At 61.7% G+C, this 24,427-nt stretch carries 26 protein-coding genes; 8 read left to right on the top strand and 18 right to left on the bottom strand.

The genetic code is table 11. From position 1 onward, the window contains the following. The first annotated feature begins 14 nt into the window (after window positions 1–14). Window positions 15–785 (top strand): MetQ/NlpA family ABC transporter substrate-binding protein, encoded by a 771-nt coding sequence (locus AC5O5I_RS00330; RefSeq protein WP_172287019.1) that lies wholly within the window; start codon window positions 15–17, stop codon window positions 783–785. Window positions 786–913: 128 nt separating this feature from the next. On the opposite strand, the gene AC5O5I_RS00325 is transcribed toward AC5O5I_RS00330, so the two are convergent. The 5 genes from AC5O5I_RS00325 to AC5O5I_RS00305 are packed head-to-tail and all read right to left on the bottom strand — an operon-like array spanning window position 914 to window position 4,797. Next, complete coding sequence (locus AC5O5I_RS00325; protein WP_172232691.1) at window positions 914–1,546, bottom strand: SCO family protein; 633 nt, start codon at window positions 1,544–1,546, stop codon at window positions 914–916. After that, window positions 1,543–2,436, bottom strand: coding sequence for a heme o synthase (cyoE, locus tag AC5O5I_RS00320; RefSeq protein WP_172287017.1), 894 nt, complete (start codon window positions 2,434–2,436; stop codon window positions 1,543–1,545). Before cyoE ends, AC5O5I_RS00325 begins: the two co-directional genes overlap by 4 nt. Then, complete coding sequence (locus AC5O5I_RS00315; RefSeq protein ID WP_172232291.1) at window positions 2,421–3,500, bottom strand: COX15/CtaA family protein; 1,080 nt, start codon at window positions 3,498–3,500, stop codon at window positions 2,421–2,423. The genes cyoE and AC5O5I_RS00315 overlap by 16 nt, the downstream gene beginning before the upstream one ends. A 9-nt stretch (window positions 3,501–3,509) precedes the next feature. After that, window positions 3,510–4,091 (bottom strand): PA_0111/PP_0108 family redox-active disulfide protein, encoded by a 582-nt coding sequence (locus tag AC5O5I_RS00310; protein ID WP_172232294.1) that lies wholly within the window; start codon window positions 4,089–4,091, stop codon window positions 3,510–3,512. Continuing rightward, complete coding sequence (locus AC5O5I_RS00305; protein WP_172287015.1) at window positions 4,060–4,797, bottom strand: SURF1 family protein; 738 nt, start codon at window positions 4,795–4,797, stop codon at window positions 4,060–4,062. Before AC5O5I_RS00305 ends, AC5O5I_RS00310 begins: the two co-directional genes overlap by 32 nt. A 63-nt stretch (window positions 4,798–4,860) precedes the next feature. Here AC5O5I_RS00305 and AC5O5I_RS00300 point away from each other — a divergent pair, with 63 nt between their 5' ends. Beyond that, the gene (locus tag AC5O5I_RS00300) at window positions 4,861–5,064 is read left to right on the top strand and encodes a twin transmembrane helix small protein (protein WP_054902213.1); all 204 of its coding nucleotides are present in this window, start codon (window positions 4,861–4,863) and stop codon (window positions 5,062–5,064) included. A gap of 110 nt (window positions 5,065–5,174) precedes the next feature. Here AC5O5I_RS00300 and AC5O5I_RS00295 read toward each other — a convergent pair whose 3' ends face one another. Genes AC5O5I_RS00295 through coxB form a run of 4 tightly spaced genes read right to left on the bottom strand, consistent with a single transcriptional unit; the run spans window position 5,175 to window position 9,416 of the window. Then, complete coding sequence (locus AC5O5I_RS00295) at window positions 5,175–6,062, bottom strand: cytochrome c oxidase subunit 3 (protein ID WP_172287014.1); 888 nt, start codon at window positions 6,060–6,062, stop codon at window positions 5,175–5,177. A 16-nt stretch (window positions 6,063–6,078) separates the two neighbouring features. Beyond that, window positions 6,079–6,645 (bottom strand): cytochrome c oxidase assembly protein, encoded by a 567-nt coding sequence (locus AC5O5I_RS00290; protein WP_494511900.1) that lies wholly within the window; start codon window positions 6,643–6,645, stop codon window positions 6,079–6,081. Window positions 6,646–6,655: 10 nt separating this feature from the next. Next, a complete protein-coding gene (ctaD, locus tag AC5O5I_RS00285; protein WP_172226565.1) occupies window positions 6,656–8,245 on the bottom strand; it encodes a cytochrome c oxidase subunit I in 1,590 nt (529 codons plus the stop codon). 43 nt (window positions 8,246–8,288) lie between these two features. Then, a complete protein-coding gene (gene coxB / locus AC5O5I_RS00280) occupies window positions 8,289–9,416 on the bottom strand; it encodes a cytochrome c oxidase subunit II (protein WP_172226562.1) in 1,128 nt (375 codons plus the stop codon). A 368-nt stretch (window positions 9,417–9,784) separates the two neighbouring features. Here coxB and AC5O5I_RS00275 point away from each other — a divergent pair, with 368 nt between their 5' ends. Then, window positions 9,785–10,426, top strand: coding sequence for a hypothetical protein (locus AC5O5I_RS00275; protein ID WP_172226559.1), 642 nt, complete (start codon window positions 9,785–9,787; stop codon window positions 10,424–10,426). Between the two features lie 133 nt (window positions 10,427–10,559). Here AC5O5I_RS00275 and AC5O5I_RS00270 read toward each other — a convergent pair whose 3' ends face one another. The 6 genes from AC5O5I_RS00270 to prlC form a co-directional block, all read right to left on the bottom strand. Further along, window positions 10,560–12,092, bottom strand: coding sequence for a SulP family inorganic anion transporter (locus tag AC5O5I_RS00270; RefSeq protein ID WP_172226556.1), 1,533 nt, complete (start codon window positions 12,090–12,092; stop codon window positions 10,560–10,562). A 190-nt stretch (window positions 12,093–12,282) separates the two neighbouring features. Further along, on the bottom strand, window positions 12,283–13,002 hold the full coding sequence (locus AC5O5I_RS00265; protein ID WP_172226553.1) for a carbonic anhydrase: 720 nt from the start codon (window positions 13,000–13,002) through the stop codon (window positions 12,283–12,285). A 302-nt stretch (window positions 13,003–13,304) separates the two neighbouring features. Further along, the gene (locus tag AC5O5I_RS00260; RefSeq protein ID WP_494511899.1) at window positions 13,305–14,363 is read right to left on the bottom strand and encodes a PA0069 family radical SAM protein; all 1,059 of its coding nucleotides are present in this window, start codon (window positions 14,361–14,363) and stop codon (window positions 13,305–13,307) included. An 80-nt stretch (window positions 14,364–14,443) separates the two neighbouring features. Further along, complete coding sequence (locus AC5O5I_RS00255) at window positions 14,444–16,453, bottom strand: M3 family metallopeptidase (RefSeq protein ID WP_494511898.1); 2,010 nt, start codon at window positions 16,451–16,453, stop codon at window positions 14,444–14,446. A gap of 104 nt (window positions 16,454–16,557) precedes the next feature. After that, complete coding sequence (locus tag AC5O5I_RS00250; protein ID WP_172226545.1) at window positions 16,558–16,839, bottom strand: YheV family putative zinc ribbon protein; 282 nt, start codon at window positions 16,837–16,839, stop codon at window positions 16,558–16,560. Then, on the bottom strand, window positions 16,836–18,923 hold the full coding sequence (gene prlC, locus AC5O5I_RS00245; protein ID WP_494511897.1) for an oligopeptidase A: 2,088 nt from the start codon (window positions 18,921–18,923) through the stop codon (window positions 16,836–16,838). Before prlC ends, AC5O5I_RS00250 begins: the two co-directional genes overlap by 4 nt. A gap of 66 nt (window positions 18,924–18,989) precedes the next feature. Between prlC and AC5O5I_RS00240 the strand changes: the two genes are divergently transcribed. Further along, entirely contained in the window at window positions 18,990–19,538 is a 549-nt protein-coding gene (locus AC5O5I_RS00240) for a gamma carbonic anhydrase family protein (RefSeq protein WP_172226539.1), read from the top strand. Window positions 19,539–19,652: 114 nt separating this feature from the next. Beyond that, window positions 19,653–20,303, top strand: coding sequence for an HAD family hydrolase (locus AC5O5I_RS00235; protein ID WP_172286172.1), 651 nt, complete (start codon window positions 19,653–19,655; stop codon window positions 20,301–20,303). 132 nt (window positions 20,304–20,435) lie between these two features. On the opposite strand, the gene AC5O5I_RS00230 is transcribed toward AC5O5I_RS00235, so the two are convergent. Then, on the bottom strand, window positions 20,436–21,509 hold the full coding sequence (locus tag AC5O5I_RS00230) for an aminopeptidase (protein ID WP_494512795.1): 1,074 nt from the start codon (window positions 21,507–21,509) through the stop codon (window positions 20,436–20,438). A gap of 85 nt (window positions 21,510–21,594) precedes the next feature. Between AC5O5I_RS00230 and AC5O5I_RS00225 the strand changes: the two genes are divergently transcribed. Together AC5O5I_RS00225 and AC5O5I_RS00220 are read left to right on the top strand one after the other, a co-directional pair. Beyond that, on the top strand, window positions 21,595–22,008 hold the full coding sequence (locus AC5O5I_RS00225) for a PA0061/PA0062 family lipoprotein (RefSeq protein ID WP_172231985.1): 414 nt from the start codon (window positions 21,595–21,597) through the stop codon (window positions 22,006–22,008). Between the two features lie 55 nt (window positions 22,009–22,063). Further along, window positions 22,064–22,477: a PA0061/PA0062 family lipoprotein gene (locus AC5O5I_RS00220; protein WP_172231982.1), complete on the top strand. Its 414-nt coding sequence runs from the start codon at window positions 22,064–22,066 to the stop codon at window positions 22,475–22,477. Between the two features lie 36 nt (window positions 22,478–22,513). Here AC5O5I_RS00220 and AC5O5I_RS00215 read toward each other — a convergent pair whose 3' ends face one another. Together AC5O5I_RS00215 and AC5O5I_RS00210 are read right to left on the bottom strand one after the other, a co-directional pair. Beyond that, window positions 22,514–22,747 (bottom strand): DUF1161 domain-containing protein, encoded by a 234-nt coding sequence (locus AC5O5I_RS00215; RefSeq protein WP_172231979.1) that lies wholly within the window; start codon window positions 22,745–22,747, stop codon window positions 22,514–22,516. 73 nt (window positions 22,748–22,820) lie between these two features. Then, window positions 22,821–23,246 (bottom strand): OsmC family protein, encoded by a 426-nt coding sequence (locus AC5O5I_RS00210; protein WP_172231976.1) that lies wholly within the window; start codon window positions 23,244–23,246, stop codon window positions 22,821–22,823. A 152-nt stretch (window positions 23,247–23,398) separates the two neighbouring features. On the opposite strand from AC5O5I_RS00210, the gene AC5O5I_RS00205 reads away from it, so the two are divergent. Continuing rightward, window positions 23,399–24,403, top strand: a complete 1,005-nt coding sequence (locus AC5O5I_RS00205) for an LLM class flavin-dependent oxidoreductase (protein ID WP_172286171.1) — start codon at window positions 23,399–23,401, stop codon at window positions 24,401–24,403. The last annotated feature ends 24 nt before the right edge of the window (window positions 24,404–24,427 follow it).

The raw sequence follows: 24,427 nt of genomic DNA, 5'->3' as shown, positions 1-24,427 counted from the left end.
ACAAGGAGTGATTCATGAAGAAGCTGCTTGCTGTTGCTGCCGCTGTTGCGGCCTTCTCGGCCCACGCCGATACCCTGACCGTTGCCGCCACCCCAGTGCCGCACGCCGAGATCCTCAACTTCGTCAAACCGCAGTTGGCCAAAGAGGGCGTGGAGTTGAAGGTGAAGGAATTCACCGACTACATCCAGCCGAACGTACAGGTTGCCGAAAAGCGCCTGGACGCCAACTTCTTCCAGCACCAGCCGTACCTGGATGAGTTCAACAAGGCCAAGGGCACCCAGCTGGTGAGCGTGGCCGGCGTGCATATCGAGCCGCTGGGCGTGTACTCGACCAAGATCAAGAAGCTCGACGAGTTGTCTTCCGGCGCCACCGTGGTCATCCCCAACGATGCCACCAACGGCGGCCGCGCCCTGCTGCTGCTGGACAAGGCCGGCGTGATCAAGCTCAAAGACAACAAGAACATCCTGTCCACCGTGAAGGATGTTGCCGAAAACCCGAAGAACGTGAAGTTTCGTGAGCTGGAAGCGGCCACCATCCCGCGCGTGCTGACCCAGGTCGATGCCGCCCTGATCAACACCAACTATGCGCTGGAAGCCAAGCTGAACCCTGAAAAAGACGCCTTGGCCATCGAAGGCAGCGATTCGCCTTACGTGAACATCCTGGTTGCCCGCCCGGACAACAAGGACTCGGACGACATGAAGAAGCTGGCGGCTGCACTGCACTCGCCTGAGGTGAAGCAGTTCATCATCGAGAAGTACAAGGGCGCTGTGGTTCCGGCGTTCTGATCCCACATCCCCGGGGCCGCTTTGCGGCCCATTCGCCGGCAAGCCAGCTCCCACAGGTACAGCGCCAACCTCAGGTTCTGTGAGGCCCCTGTGAGAGCTGGCTTGCCGGCGAAGCTTTCAGAGCCACATCAATCCCGTTTAACCAGCCCAGGCAACTGCGCCACCAGCTTCTGGTTGTTGAACGGCGCCCGAATGAACCCGCGCTGACGCCCGTCCGGCCCGACGATCGCCAGGTTGCCGCTGTGATCCACGGTATACCCCGGCTTGCTGGTATCCGCCGGAATGAACGGAATGCTCAAGGCATTGGCCAGTTTCTGGGTATCTTCGATCGACCCTGCCACGCCGACAAAATCCTTGTCGAAATAGCCCAGGTACTGCTTCAGCTGATTCGGCGTATCGCGATTCGGATCCACGCTCACCAGCACCACCTGCAGCCGGTCGACAGCTTCCTTGGGCAGTTCGCTCTTCACCTGACGCAGCTGGGCCAGGGTAGTCGGGCAGATATCCGGGCAATAGGTGTAGCCAAAGAACAACAGCGACCATTTGCCTTTCAGGTCATCCAGCTGCACCGGCTGGCCGTCCTGGTTGGTCATGCTTACATCCGCCACGGTGCGGCTCTGCGGCAGCAGGATAATGCCGGCGTCGATCAGCTCGGTGGGGTTGGGCTGGTCGCGGCCATTGAGCACCTTGTTGACGGTCAGGCCCATGATCAACGCGACCAGGGCGACGAGGATGAAGACGGTTTTCTGGGTTCGGGTCATAGGTTCAACAACAGGTAGTGGTCTAGAAGCAACGCGATGAACAGCGCGAACAGGTAGCCGATAGAGTACTTGAAGGTGCCGATCGCTGCGTGCGGCCGGCTGCCACGGTACAACACCCAGGCCCATTGCAGGAAGCGCAGCCCCAGCACCAGTGCACAGCCCAGGTACAGCGGGCCGCTCATGTGAATGGCATACGGCAACAAGCTCACCGCCAGCAATATCAAGGTGTACAGCAGGATATGCAGCTTGGTGTAGCGCTCGCCGTGGGTCACCGGCAGCATCGGGATCTCGGCCTTGGCGTATTCCTCCTTGCGGTGGATGGCCAGGGCCCAGAAGTGCGGCGGGGTCCAGGCGAAGATGATCAGTACCAGCAGCAACGGCTCGGCGCTGACATGGCCACTGACCGCGACCCAGCCCAGCAGCGGCGGCGCGGCACCGGCCAGGCCACCAATGACGATGTTCTGCGGCGTGGCACGTTTGAGGAAGCCGGTGTACAACACCGCGTAGCCCAGCAGCGAGGCCAGGGTCAGCCAGGCGGTGAGGGCGTTGGTGAACACCAGCAGCAAGGCCATGCCCAGCAACGCCAGCGCCAGGGCAAACAGCAGCGCCGGCAGCGGCTCGACGCGGCCTTGGGCCAGGGGCCGCTTGTGGGTGCGCGCCATCAGCGCGTCGATGCGCCGGTCCACCACGTGGTTGACCACCGCCGCGCCGCCGGCGCACAAACCTATGCCCAGGTTGCCGAACAGCAGCACGTTCCAGCTCACACCCGCGCGGGTGGCGAGGAACATGCCTGCGAGCGAGGTGATCAGCATCAGCACCACCACCTTGGGCTTGGTCAGCTCCAGGTAATCGCGCCAGCTGGCCCGCCGTGTACTCAGAAGCGTCGCCACGAGTCGTTCCTCATGTGATGGGAAATGCCCACGCCGACAACCGGCCGCAGGCGCCAGCCTTGGCCGACACCGACCCGAACCTTGTCGACCACGCGGATGCGGTAGTTCACCAGCACCATGCTCAGCAGCAACAGCGCCCCGCCGGCGTTGTGCGCAACGGCCACAGCCAAGGGCAGGTGCAGCAGCACATTGCTGATGCCCAGGCCGATCTGCACCGCCAGCGCCAGCAACACCAGCCGCCCCAGGCCGGGAAGGCCGCAGCGGTGCAGCTTCCAGCTGAGCATCATTAGCACACCGGTAACCAGCAGCGCGCCCAGGCGGTGGCTGATGTGGATGGCCGTGCGCGCATCACTGTCCAGTTGCCCACCCAGGTAATTGGGGCCGACATGCTGGGTAAGGTGGAAGCCGTTGCTGAAATCCGCCGCAGGCCACCATTGGCCATGGCAGGTAGGCAGGTCGATACAGGCGACGGCTGCATAGTTGGCGCTCACCCAGCCGCCCAGGGCAATCTGGCCGATCACCACCAGCAGGGCCAGGGCCGCAATGCGGCGCAGGCTCAACGGCAGCTTGGGCAATGGCGCAAAGGCCCGGGACAGCCGCAGGGACAACAGGAACAGCAGGCTCAATGTGGTGAAGCCACCAAGCAGGTGCGCCGTGACCACCTGCGGCCACAGTTTCAAGGTGACCGTCCACATGCCGAAGGCCGCCTGCGCCAGCACCACCCCCAGCAACAGCACGGGCAGGCGATAGGGCTGGCCGTCGCGGGCGTGCCGGCGCACCGCTTGCAAGGCAAGCAGGGCAATGACCATAGCCAGGGTGCCGGCGAAGTAGCGGTGAACCATCTCGGCCCAGCCCTTTGCGGCTTCCACGGGGTGCTCGGGGAAGTGCAGCTCGGCATGCGCCAACTGTGCTTCGCTCTTGGGCACGCTGATGAAGCCATAGCAACCCGGCCAGTCAGGGCAGCCGAGGCCGGCGTGGGTCAGGCGGGTATAGGCACCGAGCAGGACAACCACCAGTGCCAGCAAGGTGGCGAACACAGCTATGCGGAATCCAGGTCTGGCCATGGCAGGCTCCTAGCCGATATTGGACAGCTTGAGCAGGTGGCGCAGGTCGTCCAGCACGTGCTTGCCGTTGACCTTGCCGTCATAGCGCAGTACCAGGTTGCCGTGCGGGTCGACGATCCACAGCTTGGGGCCGGGCTCGCCGACCTTCTGCAGGTAGCGCGGAGCGTCCAGCGGGTAGCGTTGCAATTGTGGATATTCGCGACCGAGCAACGCCTGGTAGTCAGCGCTCAGCGGCTGGGCGGCAGCCAGCGCATGGCTGGCACGGCTGGCATCCCGGCCTAGCCCGACCTGGATCTGCCGGGCCAGGTAGACCAGGCGCTGGCAGTCCTCGGCACAGGCCTGGGGTGCGCTCACCAACAGCTGCCAGCGCTCGTCGTGGCCCGCCACGCCGAGGTCGGTACGGCTCTCGCCATTGCCGATCATGGCGCCGTGGTAGCTGCGGCCTTCCGGTACCCAGAACTTGAGCTTGTACATGCTGGTGGCCAGGATCATCGGCCCGAGCACCACCAGCAGAATCAACAACAGCTGCAAACGCCCGCGGGCTCTGGGTTTGCCGGGTTCAGGCAGGTCCAGTGGAGTGGCGGTGGCCATGGCGTTTCTCCTTGTTGTGGTGCCAGCCGAAATAGAGGTAAAGCAGCAGCAGGGCAGCCGCCAGGGCAAACCACTGCACGGCGTACCCCAGGTGTTTTTCCGGGCCCATGGCGACTACTGGCCAGTCCAGGCGATAGGTCGCCGGCCCTGGTTCCAGGCGCAGTTCATGGGCATAGCCTTCGCGGTCGAGCTGCTGCCACAGCTGGGCGGCGTCGACGGCAGTCAGCAGGTGCGGCCATTGGCCGCCGAGCGGATCGGGATGTAGCTGGAAGGTGTGGCCCGGCGATACATACACCGCAGCGTCCAGCGCCAACGCCTGGGTTGGGGTGCCGAAATGCACCGGCACGCGGCGGTCTGGCCATGGCAGCCAGCCACGATTGACCAGCAGCCACTGCCCGCTGGCCTGGTCATGGAAGGGTTGCAGCAATTCGACCCCGGCCTGGCCGTCGCGCATGCGGTTGTCCAGCAACACGCTGTGCCCGGCGTCGAAGCGACCGAATAGATGCACACGGCGGAAGGCATTGTCTTCATCCGCCGTCAGCTGGGTGGTGGCCAATGGCACCTCGACCCGCCGTTCGGCATAGCTGGCCAGCAGTGCGCGCTTTTCTTCGGCACGGCCGAGTTGCCAGCAGCCAAGCGCGACCAGCCCCGGCAGCAGTGCAAGCACCACCAGGGTGGGTACCCAGCCTGGGCGAAACGGCTTCATCGCAGCCTCGCCCGGTCGATCGCTATACTTATCCACATCACCGCATCCCCCCGGAGTGTCGCCATGCTCAAGGCCGCGATTGTCCTGATGCTGTTGGCCACGGTTGCCAGCCTGTTCAGTGGCCTGGTGTTTCTGGTCAAGGACGATGAAAACTCGACCCGCTTGCTCAAGGCGCTGACCGTGCGCGTGACCCTGGCTGCCCTGACCATCGGCCTGGTGGCCTGGGGCTTCATCAGTGGTCAGCTGGTTTCACACGCCCCCTTCTGAATCTGCATTTGCTTTGATGGCCTCATCGCCGGCAAGCCAGCTCGCACAGGAACCCCACATGCGCCAGGTCCAGTGGGCCCCTGTGAGAGCTGGCTTGCCGGCGATTGGCCCTAGAGCACATAGACAAAGATGAACAACCCCACCCACACCACATCGACGAAGTGCCAGTACCAGCTCGCCGCCTCGAAGCCAAAGTGTTTCTCCGGGTTGAAATGCCCGCGCAGGATGCGCACGAACATGACGATCAGGATGATCGTGCCCAAGGTCACGTGGGCGCCATGGAACCCGGTAAGCATGAAGAATGTCGCCCCGTAGATCCCCGAACCCAGTGTCAGCCCCAGCTTGGTGTAGGCCTCGTGGTACTCGTAGGCCTGCAACGTGATGAAGCAGATGCCCAGCAAGATGGTCAGCGCCATCCACAGTTTCAACGGGCCGCGGTGGTCCCGACGCAAAGCATGGTGGGCAATGGTGATGGTCACGCTGGAGCTGACCAGCAAGATGGTATTGATCAGCGGCAGATGCCACGGGTCGATCACTTCCTTGGGCGGCGGGAACAGCTTGGGGTCGGGCGTATGCAGCAGCGGCCAGGTGAACTCGAAGGTGGGCCACAGCATGTGCGCCACGCCCTTGGCACCTTCGCCCCCCAACCACGGCCCGGCCAGCACGCGCACATAGAACAGCGCGCCAAAGAAGGCCATGAAGAACATCACCTCGGAGAAGATGAACCAGCTCATGCCCCAGCGGAACGAGCGGTCCAGCTGCGGGCTGTACAACCCCGCGCGGCTCTCCTTCACCACCGCACCAAACCAGCCAAACAGCATGTAGGCCAGGAACAACGCGCCGACGAAGAAAATCAGCGGCCCGTGCGAGTCGGGGTGGCCGGCCTTCATGTCGTTGAACCAGGTGCCCAGGCCGAACACCGTGATGAACATACCGATGGTGGCGATGATCGGCCACTTGCTCTGCGCCGGAACATAGTAGTGCTGATGACTTGCCATTGCTGTTCTCCTTCCCTTAACGGGCGCCCTGGACGTCCTGGGCCGCAACATACGCGACCGGCGGGTGGCGAGCGGTGATGTCGAACAAGGTGTAGGCCAGTGTCAGGTGCTTCACGCTGGCCGGCAGGTCGCGGTCGACGATGAAGCGCACCGGCATCTCGATGCGTTCGCCGGGTTGCAGCACCTGCTGGGTAAAGCAGAAGCACTCGGTCTTGTGGAAATACGCCGCAGCCTCGGCCGGGGTGATGCTGGGAATGGCTTGCGCGCTCATCGGCCGGTCCGTCGGGTTGTGGGCAATGAAGATCATCTGGTTCACCGCCCCCGGGTTGACCTCCAGCTGGTCGGCGGTGGAGTAGAAATCCCAGACCATGTCGCTGGCATTGGTCGACATGAACTGCACCCGCACTGCGCGCGTCGGGTCGCTGACCTGGCTGCCCTCGTACTGCCCACCGGTCTTGCCGTTGATGCCGAAGGCCTTGCACATCACGTCGTAGATTGGCACCAGCGCAAAGCCGAAGGCGAACATCACCACCGTCAGCATCAGCAGGCGCGTTACCAGGCGTTTCAGCGACAGGCCGTTCATGGCAGGTTTCCTATTTCACTTCCGGCGGTGTCTGGAAGGTGTGGTAAGGCGCGGGCGAGGGGATCGACCACTCCAGGCCCTCGGCGCCATCCCAAGGTTTGGCCGGTGCCGGCGCCCCGCCACGGATGCACTTGATGACGATGAACAGGAAGAAGATCTGCGTGGCGCCGAACATGAAGGCACCGATCGAGGACACCATGTTGAAGTCGGCGAACTGCAGGTTGTAGTCGGGAATACGCCGCGGCATGCCGGCCAGCCCTACGAAGTGCATGGGGAAGAAGGCCATGTTCATGCCGATGAACGACAGCCAGAAGTGCAGCTTGCCGAGGGTTTCGTCGTACATGTAGCCGGTCCATTTCGGCAGCCAGTAGTAGGCCGAAGCGAAGATGCCGAAAATCGCCCCGGGCACTAGCACGTAATGGAAATGCGCCACCACGAAGTAGGTATCGTGGTACTGGAAGTCCGCCGGGGCGATCGCCAGCATCAGCCCGGAAAAGCCGCCGATGGTGAACAGGATCACAAAGGCGATGGCGAACAGCATTGGCGTCTCGAAGGTGAGCGAGCCTTCCCACATGGTGCTGACCCAGTTGAACACCTTCACCCCGGTGGGCACGGCGATCAGCATGGTGGCGTACATGAAGAACAGCTCGCCCACCACCGGGATACCGACCACGAACATGTGGTGGGCCCAGACGATGAACGACAGGAAGGCGATGGCGCCGGTGGCGTACACCATCGAGGTGTAGCCAAACAGCGGCTTGCGCGAGAAGGCCGGAATGATCGAGCTGACCGCGCCGAAAGCCGGCAGGATCATGATGTACACCTCGGGGTGGCCGAAGAACCAGAACACATGCTGGAACAGCACCGGGTCACCGCCACCTGCGGCACTGAAGAAGCTGGTGCCGAAATGAATGTCCATCAGCATCATGGTCACCACGCCCGCCAGCACCGGCATTACCGCAATCAACAGAAACGCGGTGATCAGCCAGGTCCAGACGAATAGCGGCATTTTCATCAGGGTCATGCCGGGTGCACGCAGGTTGAGGATCGTGGCGATCACGTTGATCGCGCCCATGATCGAGCTGATGCCCATCAGGTGAATGGCGAAGATGAAGAAGGTGACGCTGGCCGGTGCGTAGGTAGTGGAAAGCGGTGCGTAGAAGGTCCAGCCGAAGTTGGGCCCGCCACCCGGGCTGAACAGCGTCGAGACCAGCAGCAGGAAGGCCGCCGGCAACAGCCAGAAGCTGAAGTTGTTCATCCGCGGCAGGGCCATGTCGGGCGCGCCGATCATCAGCGGGATCATCCAGTTGGCCAGGCCGACAAAGGCCGGCATCACCGCGCCGAACACCATGATCAGCCCATGCATGGTGGTCATCTGGTTGAAGAACGCCGGCTCCACAATCTGCAGGCCGGGCTGGAACAGCTCGGCACGAATCACCATGGCGAACGAGCCACCCAGCAGGAACATCAAGAAGGCGAACCACAGGTACAGGGTGCCGATGTCCTTGTGGTTGGTGGTCAGCACCCAGCGCATCAGGCCCTTGGCCGGGCCGTGCGCGTGGTCATCGCCGTGGGCGTGGTCGTCGATCACTGCACTCATGTCCTGTCTCCTGCAACCCATTGATTGCCGCGAGTAACCCGGTTCACTTGGCTTGCGCCTGCTTCAGCGCCAGCACGTCCTTCGGCGTGACCATGTCACCTTTGTTGTTACCCCAGGCGTTGCGCTCGTAGGTGATCACTGCGGCGAGGTCGACTTCCGACAGCTGTTTGCCGAAAGCGGCCATTGCTGTGCCGGGCTTGCCGTGGAACACGATATTCAGATGGCCTTCCTTCGGCCCGGTGGCGATCTTCGAGCCTTTGAGCGCCGGGAACATCGGTGGCAGGCCCTGGCCTTCGGCCTGGTGACAGGCCACGCAGGTGGTGTGGTAGACCTTGTCACCACGTGCCACCAGTTCCTCCAGGGTCCATTCCTTGCTGGTCAGCTCCTTGAGCTTGGCGGCCTCGGCCTTGCGCTCGCCCAGCCAGGTGTCGTAATCAGCCTTGGACTTGACCTCGACCACCACCGGCATGAAGCCGTGATCCTTGCCGCACAGCTCGGTGCACTGGCCGCGGTAGATGCCGGGCTTCTCGATGCGGGTCCAGGCTTCGTTGACAAAGCCGGGAATGGCGTCGCGCTTGACCGCAAAGGCTGGCACCCACCAGGAGTGGATCACGTCGGCGGCAGTCACCAGGAAGCGCACCTTGGCGCCCACCGGCAGCACCAGAGGCTGGTCCACTTCGAGCAGATAGTGCTCGTCCTTGGGGGCTTGGTTGTGGATCTGCTCGGCAGGGGTGGCCAGGTTGCTGAAGAACTCCACATCCTGGCCCAGGTATTTGTAATGCCACTTCCACTGGTAGCCGGTGACCTGAATGTCGATGTCCGACTCGCTGGCGTCGTAAATGTCGATCAGGGTCTTGGTCGCCGGAATGGCCATGACCACCAGGATCAGGAAGGGCACCACGGTCCAGAGGATTTCCACCCAGGTGTGCTCGTGGAAGTGCGCGGCCTGCTGGCCGGTAGAGCGGCGGTGGACCACCATCGACCAGAACATCGCGCCGAACACCACGATGCCGATGATCACGCAGATCCAGAAGATGGTCATATGCAGATCGAAGACGGCGTTGGAGACCTCCGTCGCCCCCGGGTGCATGTTCACGGTCCAGGCTGCGTTGGCCTGACCAAAAACCGACCACAACAGGAGGCCCATCCAGACATGTGGATGTCGCATCATTGCGGGTTCCCCTTCTCGTTCTTGTTGTCCCGGAGGCGTGGCCTGCGGCAAGAGGGAACGGCGGTCAAGACTACCTGGCTTCGACGACCGAGCCCCTGCAAAAGCAGCTGGGCCTCATCAACGAATCACGTTCATCGGGAGTATAGTCAGCGACCAATGGCACGCAATGAAGCTAGTGAAATGAACTTCACCAAATGGCCAGATGCCCGGAAAAGCGCGTGTTTGATAGGGTATGGCCCAATAATGGCCACCCGATATGCCTGAGGATGCACACGTTTGCGCGACTTATAACAAATACGTCTTAGGTATTCTGTATACCGAGCTAATTTAGTGTCTTCCGTTTGAAACGTAATGTCCCTGGAGTTGTCATGAACATCGCTGCTGTACGCGAGCAGGTAAGCCAAGCCCATCAACACGAAGGCCAGACCGGCCAATTGAAAGCGCGTCTCGAGCTGCAACTGCCGCACCTGCACCCCTCGATCCAACTGCCTGAGCAGGACGCCCAGGGTACTTTGGCGCGCTTCGTCAGCGCCTACATCGAACAGGTCCCGGAACTGCTCGAGGCTGCCCACGAGGTTGCCCTGGAAGCAGGGATCGAATCGCAGATCAAACCTGTACTGAAAATTGCCGAGGCCTATTTCCTGCAGCCGCCAGAGGTCATGGACGGGCATGTCGGCCTGGACTGCCTGCTGGATGAGGCGTATCTGGCGCACCGGCTGGTGGAGGAGGTGAACGACCTGTACATCCGTCACTTCCAGCAGCCGCTGATTCCGTTCGATACCACCATGGCCAACCTGATTGCTCACCAGTTGATCGGCGAAGAATTTGCCAACCAGCTGGATGAAGTGGTGCACCACTCGGTGGATGAGATGCTCAATGAGCAGAGCTTTGCGGTGGAATCGGTAGAGGCATACCGCGAGAAATTGAGCAGCCCGGCAACGGGTGAGGCTTGGAAACGCTGGCCATGCCTGTCGCGCCAGCTGGGTGTTGAGCTGGGTCAACCGGCCTGATACTCCTGTCCCGGTCTCTTCGCGGGTGAACCCGCTCCCACAGGTACTGCACCGGCCTGTAAACCTGTGTTGAACCTGTGGGAGCGGGTTTACCCGCGAAGAGGCCAGTTCAGGCGATACAAAACTTCCGGCTTTAGGCCCCAACCCCCGCCGTAGTCCGCAACCGCCCCTCGATGCGCCGTTTCAACCGCCGCTGCTCGATCAGCAACCGCGACCCATGGGCTGCATTGCTGCGCCCCCAGTCCTCCAGCAACTCAAGGCACGAGTGGTCGATATAGCTCAGGTTGCCCAGCGGGACATGCAGCGTGGTCCCCGCCGGCACACCGTCCAGCACCTGGGTCAGCGCCGGCACCTTGAGGAACGTGGCCGCACCACTGAGCCGCAGCTCCATGTGCCCGGCCTTCTCCAGGCTGACCAAATTGATTTTCAGCCGCGCCGCCTTGAACGCCAGCTTGAGCAAGGTCAGGGCGAAGCCCAACAGCACCCCGGTCAGCAGGTCGGTGAAGATGATCGCTAGCGCAGTCGCTGCGTAGGTCAACATCGGCATGCGGCCATAACGACCCAGGCCACGAAACGCCTTGAAGTCGACCAGCTTGACCCCGGTAAACACCAGTACCCCCGCCAGGCTCGCCACCGGGATCTGCTGCAGCACGCTGCTCAACACCACCACGAACGCCAGCAACCAAAGGCCATGGAAGATCGCCGAAGCCCGCGTCTGTGCACCTGCCTGGACGTTGGCCGAGCTGCGCACGATCACCCCGGTCATCGGCAATGCACCGAGAATCCCGCAGAGCATGTTGCCGATGCCCTGTGCGGACAACTCACGGTCGAAGTCCGAGCGCTGGCCGCTGTGCATTCGGTCGACTGCCGCCGCCGACAGCAGGGTTTCAGCGCTGGCAATGAACGCCAGGGCAAAAGCGGCGACCAACAGCGTAGGGTCGGCCAGCTTCATCAGGTCATCCGGGCGCAGCCAGTCGATGGCTTCGGACAAGTCTGCCGGCACCTGCACGCGGTTCACCGGCAACGCCAGCCACATGGCGATGGCGGTCATCGCCGCCACACCCAGCAAGGCGCCTGGCACAAAGCGCAGCCGCTGCGGCCGCAGGCGCTCCCAGCCCCACATGATGACGATGGTACCCAGTCCCAGCGCACCGGCCATCCAGCCTGAGCCTGCGCTTTCCTGCGGCAGGGCGGCGGCCAGGGTAGCCGGGAACTCCAGCAGGTTCTGCAGGCCCGACGGCTGTGGCGCCGTGTCGAACATCACATGTACCTGGGACAGCACGATCAGCACGCCAATGCCGGCCAGCATGCCGTAAACCACTGCAGGCGCCGTAACCCGAAACCAGCAACCCAGCCGCAGGCGGCCAGCCAGCAACTGCAATACCCCGGCCAGCAGCAGGATCGGCCCGAGCATGGCCATGCCGTGCTGGCGCACCAGCTCGAACACCAACACCGCAAGGCCGGCAGCCGGACCACTGACCTGAAGCGGCGAACCTGCAAGGAAACCTACGACAACGCCGCCGATAATGCCGGTAATCAAGCCTTTTGCCGGCGGCATGCCGGAGGCAATGGCGATACCCATGCACAAGGGCAGGGCCACCAAAAAGACCACTACCGACGCCAGCAACTCTCGCGGCAGGGCCGCTTTCAACTGTGTAATGTTCACCGTGTATCTCCTTTTTTTGTCGCACGGCCGTTCCTCTGGCCGTGGGCACGTTGGCCCCTGACAAGCGCGCAGGCGCAGCCCGCCAGCGAAAATGCCGGCACGGCAGTCAGGGAATTCAGGGCAGCCGAAGGCCGCGCCACACCCTGCAGGGTGCGGCCGGCTATCAAGGTTCTAGTTGTGGACGGGTCGCTTAGTAGCGGCCTCTCGGAGTAGCGCAGGGGACCGGCTCGCCAGCAGCCAGGGGCAGGAAGCTGTCGCTGGCGGCGTCGTAAGCTTCGATCTTGCTGGTCTCGATGTCGTACACCCAGCCATGGATGTACAGCTCACCGGCTGCCAGGCGCGAGGCCACCGAAGGGTGGGTACGCAGGTGATGCAGCTGGGCGATGACGTTTTCCTTGGTCAGCACCTGCATGGTTTCGTGTTCGCTGCCGCAAGAGCAGTTGTTTTCAACAACGGTGCGAGCTACTTCAGCGTGGCGCAACCAGGCAGAAACGGTCGGCATCTTGGTCAGCGATTGCGGATTGAGCACGGCACGCATGGCGCCGCAGTCGGAGTGGCCGCAGACGATGATGTGGTGCACGCCCAGTGCCAGCACGGCGTACTCGATGGCGCTGGAAACGCCGCCGTTCATCTGGCCGTAAGGCGGTACCACGTTACCCACGTTACGGGTTACGAACAGGTCGCCTGGCGAGCTTTGGGTGATCAGCTCGGGGACGATGCGCGAGTCGGCGCAGGTGATGAACATGGCGCGTGGTGTTTGCGCAGTGGCGAGCTTCTTGAACAGCTGTTGCTGTTCGGGGAAGACGTCATGGTGAAAGCGCAGAAAGCCATCGACAATGTGCTTCAGGGCGGCATCGGCGCTCTCCGCGGGGACCTGCGGTACGGCCTTGGATGGGTCCTTGACGGGCATGATTCATCCTCTTGACGGTGTGTAGGTAAATCCATTTTACCGGTGAAAGATTCTGGCTATGCAGGGATTTAGATGACACGCACGGGCCATAGATCACAGTCGGTGTGGACTGATTTCCTACGCTAGCGGGGGAAACTTAACTGAAACTTAATTCGCAGGCTCTAGAACGGGTGTTCCAGATGAAATAGGCGGGAACTGGATAATAGCAAAAAAACATCAACTGCCAATATGTATTAGCGTCGTTATTGGCTGCTATTAGTTGGGTTGTGAGCAAAGAGCTGGGCCTGGGCAGGATCCGAATATCAGAACAGGGCCATCTGCCCACCGGGTACACAGAACGCAGAGCAATCCAGCGCCTGCGCTTCCCGCCCCTCGAACTCCAGGCGTTTCATGGCCTTGGCAAACCGCTGCGCCAGCAACTCGGCAAACACGCCTTCACCGCGCATGCGGGCGCCGAACCGACTGTCATACAGTTCGCCGCCCCGGCTCTGGCGGATCAGGCTCAGTACATGCGCGGCCCGCTGCGGGTAATGGTCTTGCAACCACTGCTCGAACAACGGCGCCACCTCCAGCGGCAGGCGCAACATCATGTAGGCCGCGCTCTGAGCGCCCGCCTCTCTGGCTGCCTCCAGCAAGCGCTCCAGTTCACTGTCATTGATCATCGGAATCATGGGCGAGCACAACACCCCAACCGGTACACCCGCCTCGCGCAACACCCGAATCGCCCGCAGCCGCGCTGAGGGTGACGCCGCACGTGGCTCCAGCACCCGCTTCAGGTCATCGTCCAGCGTGGTCAGGCTGATCATTACTCGCGCCAACCGTTGCCGTGCCATCTCGGCCAGCAGATCAAGGTCGCGCAGCACCAACGAACCTTTGGTAACGATGGTGACCGGGTGGCGAAAACGCAGCAGCACTTCAAGCAGACGCCGGGTCAGCAAGTGCTCACGCTCGATGGGCTGGTACGGGTCGGTGTTGGAGCCTAGGTTGATCGGCGCGCAAACGTACCCCGGCTTGCTCAACTGCTGGGCAAGCACCTCGGCAGCGTTGGTCTTGGCGATCAGCTTGGTCTCGAAATCCAGGCCCGGGGAAAGGTCCCAGTATGCATGCGAGGGACGGGCGTAGCAGTAGATGCAGCCATGCTCACAACCCCGGTACGGATTAATGGAGCGATCGAAGGGCAAATCGGGAGAAGTGTTGCGGCTGATGACTGTCTTGGCAGTCTCGATTCGCACTTCGGTCCCTTGGGTCGCCGGCACCTCCTGGTACCAACCATCGTCCTCAGCCGTCGACTGATGCAATGCAAAACGGTTATGCGGATTATGCGCAGTGCCGCGACCTTTCCGGGGTGCTGGAGTGAACATGGCTTGAGCCTCATACTGTATTTACATACAGTAATCACATGGCAGCTTTTTCTCCAGCACCACTGGTCATCAGATGGGCATCAAAGCAGCCCGTTGTGCTTCAAAAACCGCGAATTGTCCAAGGGCCGCCCGAGAAATGCTTCGTGACTCTGGGCGAATGGTCGCGAGGCGGCGGGCTCGAAGAATGTTTCAAGCAGCGACCTTCCGGCTGCTGCGTCAAGCAGCCCTGCTGACTCAAAACGTGTGAACAGGTCCCAGGCATGAGCATCGGCCCAGAGATAGGCGTAGAACCCGGCATCGTAACCCGCCACAAGGTAGTCGAAGCCGTGCAGCGGCTTTTCGAACCCGGCCAGCGGCCAGCGCCCCGCGCGGTTATTGGCATCCCGAACTCGGTCATCGAGGCTGCGGCCATCCCGGGGTGTCAGGTGCAAGTCGAAATCGAGAAGCGACAGGCTCAAGGTCCTGGCACAGGCGCGACTATGGTCGGCCCGCAATTGCACAAGAAGCGAGCGCAAGGCTGCCACCTCCAGCCGCTGGCCAGATTGATGATGAGCGGAGATGCTGGCGAGGTAGTCGGCATCCCATACCCAGCATTCGAACAGTTTGCCGGCTGCCTCAACGCCATCGTTGCCGAGCCGGCGAATATCGGACAAGACATGGTTGCTCGTGCGCACCAGCAGTGAATGCAACGCATGGCCAAACTCGTGGAACAGCTTTCTCAGCGCCAAGTGATCAAGCAGCGGAGGAACCCCGTCGGTACCCATGCGTACATCGCTGATCATCGCCACCACTGCACCATGGTACCGCCCCTCTGCATCTGTACGTCTATGCCTGTAGGCAAGGGTTTGCACAGTGTCTGGCTGCTTGTATTCATGCAGGAGAGCATCGAGATAAAGGTAGCCCAAGGAGGCATGGTCCTGGATGACCTCGAAGGCGCTCACACTTGGGTGCCAGGCTTTGGGCTCGTCAATTTTTTTCAGCTGCACACCAAACAAGTGCCTGGCTAAATCAATCAGCGCAGCAACCACCGTTTCGAGCGGGAAGTATTCCTGCATCTGGCTTTCGGTGAGCGCGCGTTCGCCACCGCGACCAACCTCATGCAGGTACTCCACGTCCCACGGCATGATCTGATCAATGCCTTGCTCGGCAGCCAGGCTATGCAGTCGGCTGTTTGAAGCCTCGATAACAGGCTTGATACGTTGCTCCAGCCCTCCAAGAAACGTCTGCAAATCAGCAACAGTGCCGATGCTCTTGCTGGCCAGGCTGAATGCCATGTGGCTGTCAAAGCCCAACAATCGGGCCCTGTCACTGCGGGCTTCGGCGATTTTCTGAATGACAGCACCGTTGTCAGTCTTAGTGTCACTGGCGCCACGGGTCAGGTAGGCGCGGTAGATATCTTCACGAAGTGATCTGTCCTCGGCGTATTTCAACACAGTAGTAAAATTGGCGAGGTCGCAGGTGATCAACCAGCCCGCGAGCGATGCCGCCTTGGCATTGTCTTCCAACTGGGTGACCAGGTAGTCGGGCAGACCCGTGAGCCGCCCCTTGTCTTCGACATGTACCGACAGGGACGATACAGAATCAGTGAAGTTGTACTGAAACTGGCCGATCAGCGCCTGAAGCTGTGCCTCCAGCGCCTGTACTTGCACCTTGACTTCGCTGCTCAACAGCACGCCCCCGCGGTGGTACTCCTTTAGAATCAGGGTCAAGGTAGCCTTCTTCTGAGTATCCAGGTTCTGACCGATAGCGCTGTCGGTCAGACGCTTGTACAGGGTGTAAAGCTCAAGGTTCTTGAACTTGTCCGTGAAACACGCTTCAACTTCGCCAAACGCCTGGCCCATCACGTCCTGCCACTGCTGATCGCGGTCGGCCATAGGCAGGAAGGCATAGAATGCACCTTGCAAGTCAGCATCAAGTTCATCTACGGCAAGCACGAGGTCGTCCCAGGTAGGGAGATCAGCCTGGTGCTTTATGACTCGCTCGATACCTTGCTGGTAGCGAGCAACACTGGCCTGGATTGCTGCCAGAGCGAGCTCGGGAGTGGTTTGCTCGTAATTCAGCAGCTGTTGGGAATTCAGCAGAACGTTCATGGTGCCGGCCTTTACGATTGCGAAAGAAGGCCAGGAATATCCGGCTTTCTTTCGCAACCACGGCGCGCAACATCTACCACCCATTGCAGGTGGCCTGAAACCCGTCACTCGGTCGGTTTTTTCAACTTCGGGTTCGGAAAGAACTGCACAGTCTGCACCTTGGCCGGCGCCGCCTTCGGCGCCAGGTGATTGACCCGGGTACCCAGCTCCTTGGGCACGGAAAGGCCCTGCTCGTTAAGCGTATCGGTGAAGCCGCAGGCCACGCACTCACGGTGCGGGACACCGTCCTCGTTCCACATCATCAGCTTGTCCGGCTCGCTGCACGCCGGGCATACCGCCCCGGCGATAAAGCGCTTCTTGGTCTTGTTCACAACTACCTCGCTCATGCTGCCGCAGCCTCGCTCAGGCCACAGTGACGCAGCAACGCATCGATGGAAGGTTCACGGCCACGGAAGTCGACGAACAGCTCCATTGGCTCGCGCGAGCCACCGCGGGCCAGGATCGCTTCACGGAAGGCACGGCCAGTCTCGGCATTCAGCACGCCTTCTTCCTCGAAGCGCGAGAAGGCGTCAGCCGACAGCACTTCGGCCCACTTGTAGCTGTAGTAGCCTGCTGCGTACCCACCAGCAAAAATGTGCGCGAAGCTGTTGGGGAAGCGGTTGTAAGCAGGCGGGTGCATGACCGACACCTCGTCGCGCACGCCTTCGAGCACCTGCAGCACGCTGCGGCCGTCACCGTGGCTGGCGTGCAGCTCGAAGTCGAATAGCGAGAACTCCAACTGGCGCACCATCATCATGCCGGACTGGAAGTTCTTCGCCGCCAGCATCTTGTCCAGCAAGTCCTGGGGCAGGGCGGCAGCGGTTTCGAAATGGCCGGAGATCAACGCCAGGCCTTCTGGCTCCCAGCACCAGTTTTCCATGAACTGGCTTGGCAGCTCGACCGCATCCCAGGCCACGCCGTTGATACCGGATACACCGGCATGTTCGATGCGGGTCAGCATATGGTGCAGACCATGGCCGAACTCGTGGAACAGGGTGGTGACTTCATCGTGGGTCAGCAGCGCCGGCTTGCCTGGGGCGGCCGGGGTGAAGTTGCACACCAGGTTGGCCACCGGGCTCTGCAACTCGCCGGCAGCGGTACGGCGACGGTCGCGGGCACCGTCCATCCAGGCGCCGCCACGCTTGTTGGCGCGGGCGTACAGGTCGAAGAAGAAGCGGCCCACGTGCTGGCCGTTTTCCTTGATCTCGAACAGGCGCACGTCCGGGTGCCAGGTGTCGAAGCCCTTGAGCTCCGCGATTTCGATGCCATAAAGGCGTTGCACGATGCTGAACAGGCCGCCCAGCACCTTGTCGATCGGGAAGTAGGCGCGCAACGCTTCCTGCGACACGCTGTAGCGCTGTTCACGCAGCTTCTCGCCGAAGTAACCGGCGTCCCAGCTGGCCAGCTCAGGGCAACCCTGCTCGGCGGCGTACGCCTGAAGCTGCTGCAGGTCCTGGGCGGCAAAAGGCTTGGAACGCTTGGCCAGGTCACGCAGGAAGCTAAGCACCTGGTCGCTGGACTCGGCCATCTTGGTGGCCAGGCTCAGCTCGGCGTAGTTCTTGTAGCCCAGCAGCTGTGCCAGCTCCTGGCGCAGGTCGAGGATTTGCTCCATCACCGGGCCGTTGTCGAACTGGCCGGCATTCGGGCCCTGGTCCGAAGCGCGGGTGCAATAGGCGGCGTACAGCTCTTCGCGCAAGGCGCGGTCACTGGCGTAGGTGATCACCGCGTAGTAGCTGGGGAATTCCAGGGTGATCAACCAGCCGTCGAGGCCCTTGGCCTGGGCTGCGGCAGCCATCTGCGCCTTGGCCGAATCGGTCAGGCCGGCCAGCGAGGCTTCGTCGGTAACGTGCTTGGTCCAGGCCTGGGTGGCATCCAGCAGCTGGTTGGAGAAGCGGCTGCCCAGCTCGCTGAGCTTGCTCTGCACCTCGGCATAACGCTGCTGCTGGTCCGCCGGCAGGTCGATACCCGACAGGCGGAAGTCACGCAAGGCGTGCTCGAGAATGGTCTTTTGCGCCACGTCAAAACCGCCGGCTTCCGGGCTGGCGATCAGCGCCTGGTACGCTTCGAACAGCGCACGATTCTGGCCCAGTTCGGTAGAGTAGGCGCTCAATGCTGGCAGGCAGGACTCGTAGGCCTCGCGCAGCTCGGCGCTGTTGCACACCGCATTGAGGTGGCTGACCGGGCTCCAGGCAGCGCCCAGGCGGTCATTGAGTTCGTCCATGGCCAGCACCAGGCCGGCCCAGGTGGGGTTCTTGCCCTGGTTTTCGAGGATCTCGGCAATGGCTTTACGGTTGTCGGCCAGGATCGCTTCGATCGCCGGCAACACGTGTTCGGCACGGATTTGCGAGAAGGGCGGCAGATCGTAGGATTGCAGAAGCGGGTTGTTCGCACTCACGGTTCGGATACCTTGGCAGAAGAAACACTTCCCCATCTTAATTACAATCGACGCCGACCGCAGCAGGCAGCCTGCCTATCGGCACAGATGAGAGACGCTATCATGGCCATCCGAAGCTTCCAGCAACACACTCCGAAAGTTGGACCACGGGCTTTCATCGACCGTTCGGCGGTAGTACTGGGCGACGTGGAAATCGGTGAAGACAGCTCTGTATGGCCCTTGACCGTGGTCCGCGGCGACATGCACCGCATCCGCATCGGCGCCCGTACCAGCGTGCAGGACGGCAGCGTGCTGCACATTACCCACGCCGGCCCGTTCAACCCGGACGGCTACCCGCTCATCATCGGCGATGAAGTAACCATCGGCCACAAAGTCATGCTGCATGGCTGCACCCTCGGCAACCGCATCCTGGTTGGCATGGGCAGCACTGTCATGGACGGCGCCATTGTCGAGGACGAAGTGATCATCGGCGCTGGCAGCCTGGTGCCGCCGGGCAAGCGCCTGGTCAGTGGCTACCTGTACATGGGCAGCCCGGTGAAGCAGGCCCGGCTGCTGAACGACAATGAACGCGCATTCTTTTCCTACAGCGCCGGCAACTATGTGAAGCTCAAGGACCAGCATCTGGCCGAAGGCTACGATCAACCTGAATGACCGCATTCGCGGGTAAACCCGCTCCCACAGGGATACCTCAGCCCCTGTGATGCCCAGTGGGAGCGGGTTTACCCGCGAATGCTGGCCACAGAGAACTCAAGTGGAACCCCGTACATGCATCAGCAAAACATCCTGTTCGACCTCGACGGCACCCTGACCGACCCGCGCCTGGGCATCACTCGCTCGATCCAGTACGCGCTGGCCAAGCTGGGCATCGACGAGCCGGACCTGGCCCGCCTCGAACACTTCATCGGCCCACCGCTGCTGCAGGCGTTCATGCAGTTCTACAGCTTCGACGAAGCCAAGGCCTGGGATGCGGTGAACTTCTACCGGGAGCGCTTTCGGGTCACCGGCCTGTACGAAAACCTGGTGTTCGAGGGCGTGCCCGAGCTGCTCGAGGCTTTGAACGGCCAAGGCCGCACTCTGTATATCGCCACCTCCAAACCGTGGGAGTTCGCCCGCGAAATCGCCCGCCACTTCGCCTTCGACCATCACTTCAAGGTGATCTACGGCAGTGAGCTGGACGGCACGCGCACCAACAAGGTCGAGCTGATTCGCCACCTGCTGGCTGAAGAAGGGCTGGACCCGGCGCAGACGCTGATGATCGGCGACCGCAAGCATGACCTGATCGGTGCCCGCAGCAATGGCGTGCAGGCAGTGGCTGTGGGGTACGGGTTTGGTAGCCAGGAAGAGTTGGTGGCGCAGGAGCCGGCATTCCACTTTGCCACCTTGGCCGAGATGCATCAGGCATTCGTCAAGGCTTGATAGCCATGGGGCTGCTTTGCAGCCCATCGCCGGCAAGCCCAACTCCCACAAGTACTGCATCCATCGCAAATCCTGTGCGGTCCCTGTGGGAGTTGGCTTGCCGACGATGGGCCGCAAAGCGGCCCCATAATCTCAAAGGCTTATCATCAACCGCTGCAACGCCACTTTCCTTTCTGCAATCGGCAATTTCCCCAGTTGCTCAACCCGCTGATAAAACTGCCCCCAATCCCCATCAACCTCGCGAAACACCGCCGCAAACGCCGGCACCCACTGGTCATACAGCCCGAATGGCAACAACTTGGCATTGTTCATCGGCCCATATATCCAGGTGTCATAGCGCTTGTCCCCGCCCCACTGACCATCCCGAACCTGCCGGTATTCCCGCCTCAGCCGCTCGAACTCCGCCCGTTTGGCCAGGCGCTTGTGCCCATCATCCAACGGCCCGGCATAGATCGCCTGCAACCGTTCACGGCTGGCCAATACCAAGCGGATGAATTCGTCACGCTGCTGCCCCTGGTCCCCGCCAACCGGCGCCAGCCCACGCGCCAAGCGCCATTGCCGGGTTCCCTCCTGCTCGACAAAGGAGGCAAACGACTCGTTGAACTCGGTATCGTCCTGCACGTAGAAACGCTGGTGGGCCAGTTCATGGAAGATCAGCGTGGCCAGCCGCTCGTCCCCCCAGCCCACCATCGACGACAGTATCGGGTCATCGAACCAGCCCAGGGTCGAATACGCTTCAACCCCACCCACATACACATCCAGGCCGTTCTGGCGCATCAGCGCCGCCGCGCCACGTGCCGCACCCTGCTGGTAATACCCGCGGTACGCCACGCATCCTGCAATCGGAAAACAGTGCGTGACTGGCTGCAACGACAGCTCTGGCGTGGCGAAGACATTCCACACCACATACGGGCGGCCGAGGTCGGCATAAACCCGATAACTGCGATTGTCCGGCAGTTTCAAATGCTGGCTGGCAAAAACCCGTGCCTGCTCGGCATGCTGCAGATGCGCACGCAATTTCGCCGGCGTGGTCGGGTCGGCCACTACCTGCTCCACGGGTTGCCGCGCCCGCAGCAGCTGCCACTGGCCCTCGGCCAACTGCCCATAGTAGGCAGCACCGCTGCAACCGTTCAGCAGAAGCGTCGCCAGCAGCGGAACCAATCGGGTGAAAACGCGGTCGAGTGCCCGATGGCCTGAGCGCTGCACAAGAAAAAGTCGAAGCATCCGGGACTGTCTGACTCGCTCAAGGTCGATTCGCTCCAAGACTATCTCGCCAAGGGGGAGTTTCGCCATGCGTGCATTGCTGGTCGCCGGCTCACTGCTGCTGATTTCCGCCTGTTCGACCCTGCCAGACGCAGACCCGAATCAGGCCTGGATCGACCTTACACCCTACGAAAACAGCTCGCTGGACGCCGTGCAGGTCGACGAACGCGACTGGGCTGACAGCCGCTACTTTGAGGTACAACCTGGTAGCCATGAATTGACCGTGCGTTACCAGTTCCCGGTCACCCCCAGCAATATCGGCCCGGTCGACGAGCCGCTGTGGCGCGATTGCCAGGTCAAGCTGACCTTCAAGGACTTCAGCGCCGGGCAGCGTTATCAGCTGCATGCTGGCAGCATTGGCTTCCGGCCCTGGATCAAACTCTATGACCACCAGCAAAGACTGCTTGGCCAAGGCCTGCCGGCGGGCTGCCAGCGCACCTGAGCCACGCAAACGGCGCTATGCTTGTAGGGTGTAAATCGCAAGTGGGAGTTTTGCCATGCGCCAGCCCATGATGCTGATCGCCCTCAGTGCACTGGGGGCCTGCGCCAGCCCCTTGCCGCCCGTCGACCCCAAGCAAGCGTGGATCGACCTTTACACCATGACCCCCGGCAGGGTGATCATGGCCGACCGCCTGGACGGCAAGCGCCTGGAGGACGGCCGCTACTTTCAGGTGACGCCGGGCAAGCACGAACTGGTGGTGCGTTTCGATTATGAAATCTACTCGGGCGGGATCATGTCCGAGCCCAGGGACCGTACGTGCTACCTGACCGTACGCTTTGACGACTTCAAGGCTGGAGAGCGCTATCGCCTGGAAGCGCGGGCGCCAGTCATGCAGCCGCAAGTGCTGCTGTACGACGCAAGCCGCACGGTGGTGGTGAACGAGCCTAGCGAAGTGTTCTGCATTCCGTGAATCCTGGGGCTGCATTGCAGCCCCAGGATTGCGAACCTAGCGATCATTCTTCTGATAAATGATCTTCTTGGTGCCGCCATCGCAAGTCCCGACCACCATGTTCTGGTCCTTTACCTCACTGTTCGGCACGATTTCCAAGGTATAAGAGGCAACCCCCTGCGCCTGGATCTTGGCCTCGATCTCGGCTTTGAGCTCTTCGCACGGCTTGACCGCCGCCAGCGCAGAGGTGGCAACCAGGGAAGCCAATACAGCGATTGCTACGCGGATCATGGAACGGCTCCTCAAAGGGCAGCGTGCTGCCGACGCTGTTTAGACTACCGCAAACTGCCCCTGTTGCACCGCTTCAGCCCACCAAGGCGGCATCCAGGCTGATTTTGGCGTTCAATACCTTGGACACCGGGCAACCTTCCTTGGCCTTGTTGGCGATTTCCAGGAACTGCGCCTCACTTGCCCCAGGCACCTTGGCCCTGAGCACCAGATGCACGGCGGTAATGGCAAAGCCATCTGCCAGCTTGTCGAGCGTCACCTCGGCAGCGGTATCGATCCGCTCTGCGGTCAGCCCCGCTTCGCCGAGCATCATCGACAGCGCCATCGAGAAACAGCCGGCATGCGCCGCGCCGATCAGTTCTTCCGGGTTGGTGCCGGGCGAACCCTCGAAACGGGTGTTGAAGCCATACGGGTTCTGCTTGAGCGCGCCGCTTTCCGTGGAAAGCAGGCCTTTGCCATCCTTCAGGCCACCTTGCCAGATCGCCGATGCTGTCTTTTTCATGATGCCTCCTGGTCGTGGTTTACATGCGTATGAGTTCAGAGGCCAGCCGCCTACGGCAAGTTCAGACCAATCGCACGGCAAACATTGAATCTGCCGAATATGCCCATACAGAGTTCAAAAGGCCGTTGGCCAACCACCTTTGCGGAGGCTCCATGACGCAGCTGCGTGACCTGAAGATTTCCACCCTCGACCTGGTACCGGTGCGTGCCGACGCCGGCCCGGCGCAGTCACTGCGCAACTCGCTGGACCTGGCACAACACGTCGAGCGCTTTGGCTACAACCGCTTCTGGGTGGCCGAGCACCACAACATGGACGGCATCGCCAGTTCGGCCACCTCTGTGCTGATTGGCTACCTGGCCGGTGGCACCTCGAGCATTCGTGTGGGTTCTGGTGGGGTGATGTTGCCCAACCATGCGCCGCTGGTAATCGCCGAGCAGTTCGGCACGCTGGCCAGCCTGTACCCTGGCCGTATCGACCTGGGCCTGGGCCGCGCGCCGGGCTCCGACCAGATGACCGCTCATGCCCTGCGCCGCGAACGCTCGGGCAGTGCCGACGATTTTCCCGACGATGTCGAGGAATTGTCGCGCTACCTGGGCCCGCGCACCGATGATCAGAAAGTGATCGCGGTACCGGGCCACGACACCGACGTACCGATGTGGTTGCTCGGCTCCAGCCTGTTCAGCGCGCAGTTGGCCGGCATGCGCGGCATGCCCTACGCCTTTGCCTCACATTTTGCGCCGCGCTACATGCACGAGGCCATCCGGGTATACCGCAACCACTTCAAGCCCTCCACCACGCTGGACAAGCCGTATGTGATGCTGGGCATTCCCATGGTGGTGGCGGAAACGGATGAGAAGGCCGAGTACCTGGCCACCTCCGTGTACCAGCGAATCCTTGCGCTTATTCGCGGCCAGAGCCTGATGCAGAAGCCGCCGGTAGAAACCATGGATGGCTTGTGGCTGCCCCATGAGCGCGATGCAGTGAGCAGTTTCCTGGGCCTGGCGATGATCGGCAGCCCGCAGAAGGTGCGAGCGAAGGTGGAAGTGCTGCTGGAGCAGACCGGCGCGGATGAGCTGATCTTCACTTGTGACCTGTATGAGCATGCGGACCGCATCCGGTCCTATGAACTGTTGGCGCAGGCCCTCAAGACCGCGTGACCGTCTTCGCGGGCTTGCCCGCGA

The organism is Pseudomonas sp. 9_2_1, from assembly GCF_059295275.1.
This window is presented reverse-complemented; position numbering and strand designations above follow the sequence as displayed.

What these genes read in the sequence shown, in the direction of transcription:
- AC5O5I_RS00330 (WP_172287019.1), top strand. Translation starts at nt 15, where the DNA reads ATGAAGAAGCTGCTTGCTGTTGCTGCCGCTGTTGCGGCCTTCTCGGCC.
- AC5O5I_RS00325 (WP_172232691.1), bottom strand. Translation starts at nt 1,546, where the DNA reads ATGACCCGAACCCAGAAAACCGTCTTCATCCTCGTCGCCCTGGTCGCG.
- AC5O5I_RS00315 (WP_172232291.1), bottom strand. Translation starts at nt 3,500, where the DNA reads ATGGCCAGACCTGGATTCCGCATAGCTGTGTTCGCCACCTTGCTGGCA.
- AC5O5I_RS00310 (WP_172232294.1), bottom strand. Translation starts at nt 4,091, where the DNA reads ATGGCCACCGCCACTCCACTGGACCTGCCTGAACCCGGCAAACCCAGA.
- AC5O5I_RS00305 (WP_172287015.1), bottom strand. Translation starts at nt 4,797, where the DNA reads ATGAAGCCGTTTCGCCCAGGCTGGGTACCCACCCTGGTGGTGCTTGCA.
- AC5O5I_RS00300 (WP_054902213.1), top strand. Translation starts at nt 4,861, where the DNA reads ATGCTCAAGGCCGCGATTGTCCTGATGCTGTTGGCCACGGTTGCCAGC.
- AC5O5I_RS00295 (WP_172287014.1), bottom strand. Translation starts at nt 6,062, where the DNA reads ATGGCAAGTCATCAGCACTACTATGTTCCGGCGCAGAGCAAGTGGCCG.
- AC5O5I_RS00290 (WP_494511900.1), bottom strand. Translation starts at nt 6,645, where the DNA reads ATGAACGGCCTGTCGCTGAAACGCCTGGTAACGCGCCTGCTGATGCTG.
- ctaD (WP_172226565.1), bottom strand. Translation starts at nt 8,245, where the DNA reads ATGAGTGCAGTGATCGACGACCACGCCCACGGCGATGACCACGCGCAC.
- coxB (WP_172226562.1), bottom strand. Translation starts at nt 9,416, where the DNA reads ATGATGCGACATCCACATGTCTGGATGGGCCTCCTGTTGTGGTCGGTT.
- AC5O5I_RS00275 (WP_172226559.1), top strand. Translation starts at nt 9,785, where the DNA reads ATGAACATCGCTGCTGTACGCGAGCAGGTAAGCCAAGCCCATCAACAC.
- AC5O5I_RS00265 (WP_172226553.1), bottom strand. Translation starts at nt 13,002, where the DNA reads ATGCCCGTCAAGGACCCATCCAAGGCCGTACCGCAGGTCCCCGCGGAG.
- AC5O5I_RS00260 (WP_494511899.1), bottom strand. Translation starts at nt 14,363, where the DNA reads ATGTTCACTCCAGCACCCCGGAAAGGTCGCGGCACTGCGCATAATCCG.
- AC5O5I_RS00255 (WP_494511898.1), bottom strand. Translation starts at nt 16,453, where the DNA reads ATGAACGTTCTGCTGAATTCCCAACAGCTGCTGAATTACGAGCAAACC.
- AC5O5I_RS00250 (WP_172226545.1), bottom strand. Translation starts at nt 16,839, where the DNA reads ATGAGCGAGGTAGTTGTGAACAAGACCAAGAAGCGCTTTATCGCCGGG.
- prlC (WP_494511897.1), bottom strand. Translation starts at nt 18,923, where the DNA reads ATGGGGAAGTGTTTCTTCTGCCAAGGTATCCGAACCGTGAGTGCGAAC.
- AC5O5I_RS00240 (WP_172226539.1), top strand. Translation starts at nt 18,990, where the DNA reads ATGGCCATCCGAAGCTTCCAGCAACACACTCCGAAAGTTGGACCACGG.
- AC5O5I_RS00235 (WP_172286172.1), top strand. Translation starts at nt 19,653, where the DNA reads ATGCATCAGCAAAACATCCTGTTCGACCTCGACGGCACCCTGACCGAC.
- AC5O5I_RS00225 (WP_172231985.1), top strand. Translation starts at nt 21,595, where the DNA reads ATGCGTGCATTGCTGGTCGCCGGCTCACTGCTGCTGATTTCCGCCTGT.
- AC5O5I_RS00220 (WP_172231982.1), top strand. Translation starts at nt 22,064, where the DNA reads ATGCGCCAGCCCATGATGCTGATCGCCCTCAGTGCACTGGGGGCCTGC.
- AC5O5I_RS00215 (WP_172231979.1), bottom strand. Translation starts at nt 22,747, where the DNA reads ATGATCCGCGTAGCAATCGCTGTATTGGCTTCCCTGGTTGCCACCTCT.
- AC5O5I_RS00210 (WP_172231976.1), bottom strand. Translation starts at nt 23,246, where the DNA reads ATGAAAAAGACAGCATCGGCGATCTGGCAAGGTGGCCTGAAGGATGGC.
- AC5O5I_RS00205 (WP_172286171.1), top strand. Translation starts at nt 23,399, where the DNA reads ATGACGCAGCTGCGTGACCTGAAGATTTCCACCCTCGACCTGGTACCG.